Raw genomic sequence first — 13,144 nt, forward strand, 5'->3', positions numbered from 1 at the left:
TCAACGAAAATAAAACATTCTTTTACCGGCATATTTTGTAACGATATATGATTTGTTAGAATCATGTCACCACTACGGGGTTTAACGAAAACGGCATATCATTTTAACAATACACCATGTTCTAGAATCATGTCACCCCTGCGGGGTTCAACGAAAATAAAACATTCTTTTACCAATACACCATGTTCTAGAATCATGTCACCCCTACGGGGTTCAACGAAAATAAAACATTCTTTTACCGGCATATTTTGTAACGATATATGATTTGTTAGAATCATGTCACCACTACGGGGTTTAACGAACGGCATATCATTTTAACGATACACCATGTTCTAGAATCATGTCACCCCTACGGGGTTCAACGAAAATAAAACATTCTTTTACCGGCATATTTTGTAACGATATATGATTTGTTAGAATCATGTCACCCATACGGGGTTTAACGAAAACGGCATATCATTTTAACGATACACCATGTTCTAGAATCATGTCACCCCTACGGGGTTTAACGAACGGCATATCATTTTAACGATACACCATGTTCTAGAATCATGTCACCCCTGCGGGGTTCAACGAAAATAAAACATTCTTTTACCGGCATATTTTGTAACGATATATGATTTGTTAGAATCATGTCACCACTACGGGGTTTAACGAAAACGGCATATCATTTTAACAATGCACCATGTTCTAGAATCATGTCACCCCTACGGGGTTTAACGAAAATAAAACATTCTTTTACCGGCATATTTTGTAACGATATATGATTTGTTAGAATCATGTCACCCCTACGGGGTTTAACGAACGGCATATCATTTTAACGATACACCATGTTCTAGAATCATGTCACCCCTACGGAGTTTAACGTAGTTTGTTTTTTTATAGCGATTGTACTGAATAGAACTGTTGGGTAAAAACCTATCGCAAAATCAAAACACAAACAACACACACCAATTTCGGCTTAATATCAATATGTTACGCGATTTTGGAGTAAAAAACAGGGTATAAAAAAAGACTGTCTCTAATTAGAGACAGTCTTTTTTTAGTTTACTTCAATTGCGATTTACCTATAAGGTTTCTTTTAACCAACGGAAAAATTCCCCTTGCCAAACTTGCGCATTTTGCGGTTTAGTTACCCAGTGGTTCTCCTCTGGAAAATATACAAATCTACTTTTCACGCCTAATAATTGTGCCGCTTGAAAAGCTTCCTGTCCTTGTCCGATTGGTACGCGATAGTCTTTACCTCCCTGAATCACCAAAATCGGTGTATTCCATTTACTTACATTTTTAATAGGATTAAAATCTTTTATTGCTTTTTGAGCATCTGCGTTGTCTTTTTCCCAATAAGCCCCTCCCGTATCCCAGGTTGGAAAGAAAACCTCTTCCGTGGTTCCGTACATGCTTTCTAAATTAAATACCCCACAATGAGAGATAAATGTCTTAAAACGATTGTTGTGAATACCCGCCAGATAAAAAATCGAATACCCTCCATAACTTGCACCTACAGCCCCAAGACGAGAGTTGTCGACATATTTTTCTTTAGAAACCGCATCAATTGCATCTAAGTAATCCTGCATCGGCTTACCTCCCCAGTCTTTACTAATGGCTTCATTCCATGCTACACCATGCCCTGGCATACCGCGGCGATTTGGAGCTACTACAATATATCCCTCTGCCGCCATCAATTGGAAATTCCAACGGAATGAATAAAACTGAGTTAAGGCAGATTGTGGTCCTCCTTGGCAATAAAGCAAGGTTGGGTATTTTTTATTCGGATCAAAATTCGGTGGATACACTACCCAAACCAACATCTTTTTTCCATCGGCAGTCGTTACATAACGCTTTTCCGATTTACTCATAGCTACTTTAGCATACAAATCGTCGTTAACCTTAGTTACTTGATTCCAACTGCTCTTCTTTAAATCATAAGTATAAATTTCGGTAGCATGGTTAAAATCGGTACGAGTCAATACTATTTTTCCATCTGCAAATCCAACAATTCCCGTAACATCAAAATTTCCATCCGTTACTTGACGAACGGTAATCGCTATACGAGTCATACCAGGAAAATTGACTTCAAAAAGTTGTACAGTACCGTCGACAGCCGCTGTAAAATAAATCTTTTTACCGTCTGGAGCCCATTGGTAACTATCAACCGTTCCGTCCCACTGAGCAGTCAAGTTTATATCCATTCCCTTAAAACGAACGATTAAGTCATTTTTATCTGCCTCATAACCGTCGTTTTTCATCTGAAGCCACGTCAAATCACCAGCAGGCGAAAAAGTTGGGTGGGTATCATAACCTTTATTGGCCTCCGTTAAATTTTTCGTTTGTTTGGTTTCTAAATCGTATTCGTACAAATCGGTATTGGTACTCATCGCATAGTCCGTTCCAAATTTCTTTTTAGAGACATAGATAACCTTCTTACCATCTGGAGTCCAAATATAGTCTTCATCTCCACCGAAAGGTTTCTGCGGAGCATCATAAGGTTCACCTTCCATCAAGTCAATAGCTTTATCGGGTTGGTTTACATCGCCCACAAAAACGTGATTATGTGTTCCGTCATTCCAAGTATCCCAATGTCTATAATCCAAAGCATCAAACACATATACATCGGATTTATCCATCTTTTCATAAAGGTCCTTTCCCAACACTTTATTCACTTTTACCGCCTTGTCAAATAAGCTTTTCTTGCCATCTGGTGCGATATTTTTATCAGCCACTAAGGATTTATAATCTGTAATCTCTACAGCTGCACCTCCTGAGAGAGGAATTTGATAAATTTTGGAATTGATTTTATTCGCTTCCATTTCAGCATGTCCTACTTTATAAATCAAGTTTTTACCGTCTTTGGTAAGGGCTACAGGACTAACTCTTCCTAACTTCCAAAGTAATTCTTTAGTCATAACCTCTTGAGAAAAAGCGGATATACTCATCAAACTCAGGGTTAATAGAATAATTCTTTTCATTATTATTGTTTTTGTATGCGCTAAAATTACTAAATTTAAATGAAACCCTCTCTTTTATGATCTTCGCTATGCACTTTTTAAATTTCAAAATAATCCGATTGAAATCCCAAAGCTGCCTGCCCTTACGATCAATATCTGAGGTTTTTTGTATAAAAACTTCATTTTCAATCCGAAAATTGCATAAAAAACCATTTAGATTTTGAAAAATGATCGCAACAAAAGTATCAATTACTCGTTTATTAGATTTTTTAACGGCACTTAAAGACAAAAAATAAAAAAAAAGGTCTATTTTCACGCACTTAAAATAGATCCAGTGAAAAACAGTAATAACAAACTATTTATTGCAATCATCATTGCCCTTATAATTGGAGTGAGTCTTGGCGGTTTAGTCCATTATCAATATCCCGAATCGATTCCTAGTTTTTCAGAGAACATAAAACTCTTAGGAACTATTTTTATTCGATTGGTGCAGATGATTATTGCTCCATTAGTATTTTGTACTCTTGTAGTGGGAATTGCAAAAATGGGCGATATGAAGATGGTTGGAAGGGTTGGTGGAAAAGCGATGATTTGGTTTATCACGGCTTCCCTAACTTCCCTATTAATTGGAATGGCTTTAGTCAATTGGTTTGCACCTGGCGAGAGTACCAATATTTCGATGGCAGAAACCAGTTCTGCTTCCGACTTAATCCAACAGACTTCTGCTTTCTCTTTAGAAGTATTTATTAACCACGTCGTACCGAGAAGTGTATTTGAATCTTTTGCACATAACGAAATCCTGCAAATTGTAATCTTTTCAATATTCTTTGGAGTAGCTTTATCTACTTTAGGAAAAGAAGGTGATCAGATTATTACTTTCTTAGATAAAACATCCAAAGTGGTTCTAAAGATGGTAGGCTATATCATGTGGGTAGCACCATTAGGTGTATTAGGCGCTGTGGCCTCTGCCGTAGCTAATTATGGTTTTGAAGTTTTTACCTTATACGCACATTATCTCTTAGCCTTTATAGCTGGTATAGCCGTTTTATGGCTGGTGCTATTAACTGTAGGTTATCTCATTTTGGGCAAACGCTTATGGGAGTTATTACAAAGATTAAAAACGCCGATTTTAATAGCATTTTCAACCACTAGTAGTGAGGCTGTATTTCCCAAAATGGTAGAAGAATTGGAAGCTTTCGGCTGCCAACCTAAAATTGTATCGTTTACCCTACCCTTAGGTTATTCCTTTAACTTGGATGGAAGTATGATGTATATGACTTTTGCCAGTTTGTTTATTGCACAAATCTATGATATACACATGCCTATTGAAAAGCAGTTAACCATGCTTTTGGTATTGATGTTAACCAGTAAAGGAGTAGCTGGAGTTCCACGAGCCTCCTTAATTGTAATTGTAGCTACTTGCTCTATGTTTGGAATACCACCTGAAGGTATAGCCTTAATTCTACCTATCGATCACTTTTGTGATATGGCACGAAGCATGACTAATGTCCTTGGCAATGGATTATCGACAGCTGCAATAGATAAATGGGAATCAAAACGCGAAGAAAACTTACAAACAACTAATACATAATGAACGAATTTCACATTTCACAACTTATTAACCCTGAGTTTTATATCAACCTTGAAATAGCAGGTCACCATATCGGTATTTATGTAGTGCTATTTATAGTATTTGCAGAAACCGGTTTATTTGCGGGTTTCTTTTTACCCGGCGACAGTTTGTTGTTTCTAGCAGGTATATACAGCTCAGCCTTAATGCAAGAACTTTTCACCATTGAAAGTGACTTTACGAATGTTGCTCTATTATCCACTCTAGTTGCTTTGGCTGGGATATTAGGTAATATGTTTGGATATTGGTTTGGTTCTAAAAGTGGAAACTATTTATATACGAAAAAAGATAATTTTATCTTTAAAAAGAAATATTTATACGAATCAAAAGTTTTCTTTGAAAGACATGGCGGACGTGCCATTATATTTGCTAGATTCTTACCTATCGTAAGAACCTTCGCTCCAATTATCGCCGGTATCGTTCACATGGACTTTAAGAAATTTATGTTTTACAACATCATCAGTTCGTTTTTATGGGCAACTACTTTAATTTTTGCAGGTCATTACCTTCAAAAATTCCTATTGGAAAGCTATGGTGTTAATCTAAAAGATTATATCGAATACATTATTTTGTTCTTGGTTGCCGTAACGACTTTACCAATTATATTAAAATTAGTAAAGAGTAAAAAAGTTGAAGAAACGGTAGAATAACTGTGTAGTCTTAAATATAAAAAAAGCGAAGAAATAATTTCTTCGCTTTTTTTATGCGGTATCCCTAAAAATTTGCCCTTTTTTACTATGATATTTTTTGTAATTTCGCACTTCATTTAGCGCTACAAAAATGATCAAAAAAGCACTTCGCATCCTTTTTAAAATACTCCTTTGGTTTTTTGGATCAACCATAGCGGTTGTAATTATTTTTAAATTTGTACCCGTACCCTTCACGCCTTTAATGTTTATCAGAGCTATAGAACAAAAAAGCGCTGGAAAAGACATCAAAATGGCTCATGATTGGGTTTCTATAGACCAAATAAGTACCAACTTACAGAAAGCCGTAATTGTTAGTGAAGATGGAAATTTCCTTAAACATCATGGTTTTGATTTAAAAGCCATTGAAAAAGCATTTAAAAGCAACCAAAAAGGAAAAAAAATACGCGGCGGCAGTACCATTTCTCAACAAACCGCTAAAAACGTATTTCTATGGCAAGGAAGAAGTTATTTGAGAAAAGGGCTTGAAGTATACTTTACCGTTCTGATCGAGGTAATTTGGAGCAAAGAACGCATTATGGAAGTATATCTCAACAGTATCGAAATGGGTGACGGGGTCTATGGAGCCGAAGCTGCATCCCAATACTGGTATAAGAAAAGCGCTAGCAACCTCAGCAAATATGAAGCAGCAGGAATAGCTGCAATACTCCCTAATCCAAGAAGATTCAAGGCCTCCAACTCTTCAGGCTATATCAACCGCCGAAAAAACACTATTGTAAAATACATCAACTATCACGGACCGCTGAAGTATTAGTTGAGATTCAGTGCTTTTGCGATTATTATTATCACAAATACACCGATAAATTTGACGTAAATACACAATATAAGTCTTAAATTTTTAATAAAATATAATTTTATTGTCGGTTAGTAATTTCTTTTTTTGTAGCTTTGAGTATAAATAAAATTCGAAAAACTATGAAAAAATTAATGTTATCCGTTGCTGCACTTGCCCTAATCACAGTAACTTCTTGTAAACAAGACAAAGCGGCTGTAATCGATGAAAACGGAACTGAAACCGTTATTACAACTGACGAGACTATGGTTGACGAGATTGATGCCAAAAACGAATGGGAGCAATTGAAAAACGACTCTGAGGCAAAACTAAAAGAAGCTCAAAAGGCTTTGGAAGAAGCTAAGGTAAAAGGCGACAAAAAAGCACAAGAAGCTGCTCAAAAGGCAATCGATGAAGCTAACAGCGCTTGGGAAAATGCAAAAACTAAAGCATCAGAAGCCGGTCATGATTTAAAAGAAAGCATCAACGATGCTGGAAGTAATATCAAAGACGCCGCTAATGATGTAAAAGCAGACTTAAATGCAGCTGCAAAAGACACCAAAGAAGCTGTCAAAGACGCCAAAGCAGATGCTAAAGCAGGAATAAACAATGCTTTAGGGAAAAACAAATAAAAATCTTTGTAACCAGAGATTTATGGACCTTGCCGCTCGCGGCAAGGTCTTTTATTTTACAGCCTTTCTATAACTGTGAACAACGAGCCACAAGACCCGATTAACATACCTCTATTTAACGGAACTAGGACAGTTACTGCATTACATATAAAGAAAAAAAGTAGCTACGTTTTCACGGAGATAACATAACATTAATACAAATGATTATTTATTTTCTTCTTTTTTTCGTAACTTTACTAATAGACCAAAAAATATTAACCAAAAACAGATTTATATGAAAACATTAATTGGAATCAAGGCCGGTTCAAGAGAGAAAACTGCTGAATTCTTATCCGCTATTTTAGCTGATGAATTTATCTTATATACCAAAACGAGAAATGCACATTGGAATGTTGAAGGTGCAGATTTTCACGCAATGCATTTGTTTTTCGAAAGCCAATATACCGAATTGGAAACCGTGATTGATGAAGTGGCAGAACGCATTCGTCAAATAGGCCATTACGCACCCGCTACTTTAAAGGAATACCTCGCATTGACGCATTTGACAGAAGCCCGTCGAGGAGGTAATGATAGTATGAGTTTTATAAAAGACTTACTCAACGATCACGACACCATTATCAAACACATCAGAGAAAACATCAATACCATAGAAGAAGAACTCGACTACGGTACTAGTGATTTTGTTACTGGAATTATGATGTTACACGAAAAACAAGCATGGATGTTACGTGCACATATCAAATAAGCAGTCGTACAACGGCTACTTTTATAAACCAAAAACCGCTATATTTGCTACAAGCCTCTTCGGAGGCTTGTTTAATTCAATTCAATCCCTTTTCAAATCTCTTATGAAACGTCTTGTCCTTTTTTTATGCACTCTTTTCCTAACTGCGGCCTGTGCACAAAATAAATCAGCTGCCGATACGACTTTGGATTTCCAAGAAAGCCTTAATAAGGACTTTAAAAACCCAGAAACAAGCCCCTTACCCAAAGACGCCATTAAGAATTTTAAATCTTTAGATTTTTTTCCGTTTAGCGAACTGTATGTTGTCAGTGCCAAATTGACCAAAACACCCGACTCCAAGCCTTTCGAAATGCCAACCACCACCCAGAGAAAACCGATGTACAAAAAGTATGGGGAACTCCATTTTAAATTAAACGGCAGCAATTATGTATTGAGCGTTTTTCAAAATTTAGAATTAATTCAAAAATCCGAGTTCAAAAACAGCCTGTTTTTACCCTTTACCGACTTAACATCTGGGGTAAGCAGCTATGGAGGTGGCCGCTATATGGACATCGAAATCCCTGAAGGTGATACGCTTATCCTTAATTTTAATCTGTCTTACAATCCTTATTGCGTTTACAATCCTAAATATTCTTGCCCAATTCCTCCTGAAGAAAATTTTATAAATACCGAAATTAAAGCAGGGATAAAAGAGGGGTTTTAGCGGATGGGCGAATACGCAGATACGCGAATGGGCATACAAAAAATCTAGCTAAAGAACCTCGTGAGTTTCCTTAATAATATCCATTACAAAAATACTTTTTGTCTGCGCTATACCTTCAATTTCGGTCAATTGGTTGACGAAGAAATTGTGGTAGCTATCCATGCTCTCTGCTAAGATTTTTAGCATAAAATCAAAATCACCAGATATATTATAACATTCTACAACTTCCTTAAACTGAAGTACTGTATTTATAAATTCCGACCCTGCCTTTTTGTTGTGTTTGCTCAACGTAATCATACAAAGCACCATAATGCCTTTGTCTACCTTTTTCTTGTCTAAAACCGCTACATATTGCTTAATTACACCGCTTCTTTCGAGCCGTTTGATTCGCTCATGGGTTGGTGTTGGACTTAAATTGATTTGACTCGAAATTTGACGTACTGTCCATTTTGCATTTTGCTCCAAAAGCTTTAGTATTTCGCGGTCTTTTTCATCTATTGCATAGCTGCTCTTTTTCGCTTGTTCTGTTTTGCTTGTCATAGTCGTTCGTATTCCGATAATTTGTTCTTGTAAAAATACAAAAAATGAACATTTGTTCTAAATTTTTATTTTTTTAATGACAGCTATACTTTAATATTTACTTTTGCGCGGACAAATTAAAAAAAATGGAGTTAAAGAAGAACCTTGTTTTGATCATTGCCTCTATGGGCGTTTTCGTAGAAGCACTGGATATCGCTATTATAAACCTGACCATTCCCGCTATTCAAAACCAATTTGCGGTGAGCAACGATACGCTTCAATGGCTGCAAACGCTTTATGTATTGCTCTACGGTGGTTTTTTAATCATCGGTGGAAAATTATCTGATGTCATCGGTCGTAAAACAATTTTTACCATCGGTGCGGCACTGTTCTTAATTAGTTCCTTGGGAGCTGGCTTGTCGAACTCCTTTGTGTCTTTAGCCTTTTTCAGAGCACTACAAGGGCTTGGAGCTGCTTTAATTATGCCTTCCGCATTATCAATCGTCACTCATACTTTTACCGAAACAAACGAACGAAGCAAAGCCATAGGAATCTTCAGCTCCTTTGCCGCTATAGGATCTGGAAGCGGTTTGGCTGTTGGTGGGCTAATCAGTACATATTGGGGATGGCACTGGGTTTTTTTAATCAATGTCCCTATCCTCATAGTGGTATTGATAGCCTCATACTTTATACTTGAAAAGGACAAGATTGCAGCTCGTGTAGAAAAAACCGATTATTTATCCAGTATATTATTGGTTTTTAGCTTATTGCTTTTTACGTATGGCATTCATCAATTTGGTGCTTTTGAAAGCAATTATGTATCGATAAGCGTTTCTTTAACCACAACAGTGGTCTTGTTTTTTATCATCTACAAAAGGTTAAAGAGCATACCAAACCCCTTGATTAATTTAAGCGTTTTTAATTCGAAAACCATCATTACAGCCAATGCAGTCTTCTTTACCTTAGGTTGCTTTTTTATAGGTTATCTATTCTTAATCGCTTTGATATTACAACGCGATATGGGCTATACCGCTGCCAAAGCAGGTTTGCTTTTAGTTCCGTTTAGCTTATTATCGGCCGCCGTAGCCAAGTTTTTACTTCCTTCCCTTATGAAAAGGGTAAAAACACTACAATTGGGCATTATCGGCATGTCAATGATGTCTTTAGGTGGCGCATTGTTAGTGCTCACGTTGGTTTTTGACTATCCATTAATCCTCATTTTATTGTCTGCCGCCTGTGTGTCTGGTATTGGAATGACGATATGTTTTACCAGTTTATCGCTTTTATGTATACAAGATATCCCTTCCGAACATTACGGTCTTGCATCGAGTTTATCCAGCACGTCTTATTTTATGGGAGCGGGAATTGGGTTATCTGTTCTTACACTATTTATGCCTAAAGAAAATATGGATAGCGCTGTTAGCAACATCACTGTGATTATACTGTGTTGTTATGCCCTACTCGGACTCCTATTACTACTTTGGCGAAATCGCAATGCATAAATCGAAAATCTAAAAACTCGAAAAAAAAGCCCAATTGGAAAATTCCAATTGGGCTTTTTTACTAGTACAAAAAAATTATTTTAATTTTCTAATACCCATATTATATAATGTAAATGCTTGCAAATCCACGTTTTCTTGAATGTTTTGAGCTACCGATTTACCAGCACCATGTCCGGCATTGGTTTCGATACGAATTAACATAGGATTGTTTCCTTTGTTTTTCGCTTGTAATTCTGCCGCAAATTTAAAACTATGCGCAGGAACTACACGGTCATCATGATCTCCAGTAGTAATCATCGTCGCTGGATAAGATACTTCCTTCACGTTGTGTAATGGAGAGTAGCCTTTTAAATATTCAAACATTTCTTTACTGTCTTCAGCAGTTCCATAATCATAAGCCCATCCTGCTCCTGCAGTAAAGGTATGGTAACGCAACATATCCAAAACACCTACTGCCGGTAAAGCAACTTTCATCAAGTCCGGTCTTTGAGTCATGGTTGCACCAACCAAAAGCCCACCATTAGACCCTCCTTTAATAGCTAAGAAATCGGATGTTGTATATTTATTTTCAATTAAATATTCGGCAGCTGCAATAAAATCGTCAAATACATTTTGCTTTTTTAATTGCGTACCCGCTACATGCCATTCTTTACCGTATTCACCTCCACCTCTAAGGTTTGGAACAGCATATACACCACCATTCTCTAACCAAATAGCATTGGCAATACTAAAGCTCGGCGTTAAACTCACATTAAATCCACCGTAGGCATAAAGCATGGTTGGGTTTTTACCGTCCAATTTTAATCCTTTTTTATGTGTAATAATCATCGGAACCTTAGTACCGTCTTTCGAGGTATAAAAAACTTGTTTGGATTCGAATTTATCCGCGTCAAAAGCCACTTTAGGTTTTTCGTATACCTTAGAAGTACCGTCTTTAGGTTCTAAAGAATAAATAGTTCCAGCCGTGATATAGTTAGTAAAAGAGAAATACAGGGTTTTGTCTGCTTTTTTACCAGAGAAACCACTTGCTGTTCCTATACCTGGCAATTTGATTTCTCGAATCAATTTACCTTCGTAATCGTACTGATTTACCATAGAAACGGCATCTTTCATATAATGAGCAAAGAAAAAACCACCCCCAGTTGTTGGAGATAAAACGTTTTTAGTTTCCGGAATAAAATCAACCCAATTTTCAGGTTTTGGATTAGACGCATCTACAGTAACTACTCGTGTATTAGGAGCTTTCCAGTCTGTTTCTATAAATAATTTACTACCTTGGTTTTCAATAACAGTACTGCTAGAATCAAAATTATCTACGATTTTAACAATAGGACTATTCGCCTTGGTCAAATCTTTAATATACAATTCGTTTCCATAGGTAGAATTCGCAGCGGTAATCACCAAATAATGATTGTCGTCCGTTACACTTCCTCCTACATAACGCCTTTTCTGATCTTTACCGAAAATTACCTGGTCATCCTTCTGCGCCGTACCTAACTTGTGGAAATACAATTTGTGTTGATCGGTTTTGGAAGACAATTCACTTCCTTGAGGTTTGTCATAACTAGAATAATAAAACCCTTCATTACCCAACCAAGAAACACCACTAAATTTCACATCAACAATGGTATCGCCAATAATCGTTTTAGTAAGCGCATCTAATACAATTACTTTTCTCCAATCACTTCCACCTTCAGAAATCGCATAGGCAGCCTTACTTCCATCAACTGAAAAATCTATACCTCCTAAGGAAGTTGTACCGTCTTTTGAAAATTTATTAGGATCCAAGAAAACTTCTTCTTTACCGTCGGCTCCTTTACGGTAAATAACCGATTGATTCTGTAAGCCATTATTTTTGGAATAGTACGTATAATTTCCCTCAATAGAAGGAGCCCCAATTTTCTCGTAATTCCAAATTTTCTCCATTTGTTTTTTCAAATCTTCGCGGAATGGAATTTTATCTAAATATTCAAATGTCACTTCATTTTCAGCCTTAACCCAAGCCGCGGTCTCTGCAGAGCGATCGTCTTCTAACCAACGATATGGATCCGCCACTTGTTCCGAGAAATACGTATCCACTACATCACCTTTTTGAGTTTCCGGATACTTCAATACCATAACTTCTTCTTTAGGTTCTTGCTTACAAGACAAAACGATGCTTGCAACAAGAAGGGTTGTTAGAGTTTTTTTCATTGTTTAATCTGATTTTTCTATTTGTATTCTAACAAATATAGAGTTTTTAAAATAACCTTTTAAAAAAAGGCCTTGGAGATTTCCAAGGCCTTATAAAATAGGTTCTACAGTCTACTAGTGATTGTGATCATGGTCGTCATGATCATCGTGATCGTCACCTGGTGTGCCAGCGGCTGCAATAACAATATTTCGCGCCACTTTAGACTCATTACCAGCATGATCTACTACATAAACCACAAAATGATACTTCCCTGGTTTGGCATTGGCAGCGATAATGATTTCATGATGATGTATATCTGCATTTTTCATTCCTTCCAAAGACCACGTTTTATTAAAAACGAAGGCTACTAAATCATCATTCTCCTTATTGCTGATGGATGAAGGATGGTTGTGATTATCAAAATTATTATGAATATCAACTTTGTATGATCCCAGCATCACATTATCAGACACTTCCAAATCAAAGTGAACATCTTTTCCGGCTACCAAAACAGCTCCCTCCTTAGGAGCTATCAAATTGACCACCGGTCTTACCGTATCTATATTGTTATCGTCGCTAGAGCAAGATGCTAATCCGAAAAAAGCGGTTAATGCTAAGATTGAAAATATTCTTATTGTTTTCATTTGTATGTATTTTTATGTTGTAATTATTTTAAACGATTTGTATTTATTCCTCTTAATTAAACAAATTACAGGGAGGACCACGCAAATAATAACCTATGAAAACGATCTTTTTAAACAGTTGAACCAATATGCCATCTAACTGCTGGATATTCATAGTAAAATTTGGAAT

The 13,144-nt window shown here is 36.6% G+C and carries 11 protein-coding genes; 7 read left to right on the top strand and 4 right to left on the bottom strand.

Annotated features, from left to right (window positions below):
- Positions 1-1,067: 1,067 nt before the first annotated feature.
- On the bottom strand, positions 1,068-2,969 hold the full coding sequence (locus KO524_RS13195) for a S9 family peptidase (protein WP_219294700.1): 1,902 nt from the start codon (positions 2,967-2,969) through the stop codon (positions 1,068-1,070).
- 271 nt (positions 2,970-3,240) lie between these two features.
- Here KO524_RS13195 and KO524_RS13200 point away from each other — a divergent pair, with 271 nt between their 5' ends.
- The 6 genes from KO524_RS13200 to KO524_RS13225 all read left to right on the top strand — a co-directional run bounded on the left by KO524_RS13200 (position 3,241) and on the right by KO524_RS13225 (position 8,137).
- The gene (locus KO524_RS13200) at positions 3,241-4,539 is read left to right on the top strand and encodes a dicarboxylate/amino acid:cation symporter (RefSeq protein ID WP_370629741.1); all 1,299 of its coding nucleotides are present in this window, start codon (positions 3,241-3,243) and stop codon (positions 4,537-4,539) included.
- Positions 4,539-5,228, top strand: a complete 690-nt coding sequence (locus tag KO524_RS13205; RefSeq protein ID WP_219294702.1) for a DedA family protein — start codon at positions 4,539-4,541, stop codon at positions 5,226-5,228. Before KO524_RS13200 ends, KO524_RS13205 begins: the two co-directional genes overlap by 1 nt.
- Positions 5,229-5,358: 130 nt before the next feature.
- Positions 5,359-6,039 (top strand): monofunctional biosynthetic peptidoglycan transglycosylase, encoded by a 681-nt coding sequence (gene mtgA / locus KO524_RS13210; RefSeq protein ID WP_219294703.1) that lies wholly within the window; start codon positions 5,359-5,361, stop codon positions 6,037-6,039.
- Between the two features lie 161 nt (positions 6,040-6,200).
- Positions 6,201-6,689, top strand: a complete 489-nt coding sequence (locus KO524_RS13215) for a hypothetical protein (protein ID WP_219294704.1) — start codon at positions 6,201-6,203, stop codon at positions 6,687-6,689.
- Positions 6,690-6,963: 274 nt separating this feature from the next.
- A complete protein-coding gene (locus KO524_RS13220; RefSeq protein WP_219294705.1) occupies positions 6,964-7,434 on the top strand; it encodes a Dps family protein in 471 nt (156 codons plus the stop codon).
- Positions 7,435-7,537: 103 nt separating this feature from the next.
- Positions 7,538-8,137, top strand: coding sequence for a DUF1684 domain-containing protein (locus KO524_RS13225; RefSeq protein WP_219294706.1), 600 nt, complete (start codon positions 7,538-7,540; stop codon positions 8,135-8,137).
- 48 nt (positions 8,138-8,185) lie between these two features.
- On the opposite strand, the gene KO524_RS13230 is transcribed toward KO524_RS13225, so the two are convergent.
- Positions 8,186-8,677 (bottom strand): Lrp/AsnC family transcriptional regulator, encoded by a 492-nt coding sequence (locus KO524_RS13230; protein WP_219294707.1) that lies wholly within the window; start codon positions 8,675-8,677, stop codon positions 8,186-8,188.
- 125 nt (positions 8,678-8,802) lie between these two features.
- Between KO524_RS13230 and KO524_RS13235 the strand changes: the two genes are divergently transcribed.
- Positions 8,803-10,158, top strand: a complete 1,356-nt coding sequence (locus KO524_RS13235) for an MFS transporter (RefSeq protein ID WP_219294708.1) — start codon at positions 8,803-8,805, stop codon at positions 10,156-10,158.
- A 75-nt stretch (positions 10,159-10,233) separates the two neighbouring features.
- On the opposite strand, the gene KO524_RS13240 is transcribed toward KO524_RS13235, so the two are convergent.
- Both KO524_RS13240 and KO524_RS13245 read right to left on the bottom strand, forming a co-directional pair.
- Complete coding sequence (locus tag KO524_RS13240) at positions 10,234-12,351, bottom strand: prolyl oligopeptidase family protein (RefSeq protein ID WP_219294709.1); 2,118 nt, start codon at positions 12,349-12,351, stop codon at positions 10,234-10,236.
- Positions 12,352-12,465: 114 nt separating this feature from the next.
- On the bottom strand, positions 12,466-12,975 hold the full coding sequence (locus KO524_RS13245; protein WP_219294710.1) for a DUF4625 domain-containing protein: 510 nt from the start codon (positions 12,973-12,975) through the stop codon (positions 12,466-12,468).
- Between the last annotated feature and the right edge of the window lie 169 nt (positions 12,976-13,144).

The sequence above is a fragment of the Flavobacterium sp. NKUCC04_CG genome (genome assembly GCF_019345525.1).
GTDB lineage: Bacteria > Bacteroidota > Bacteroidia > Flavobacteriales > Flavobacteriaceae > Flavobacterium.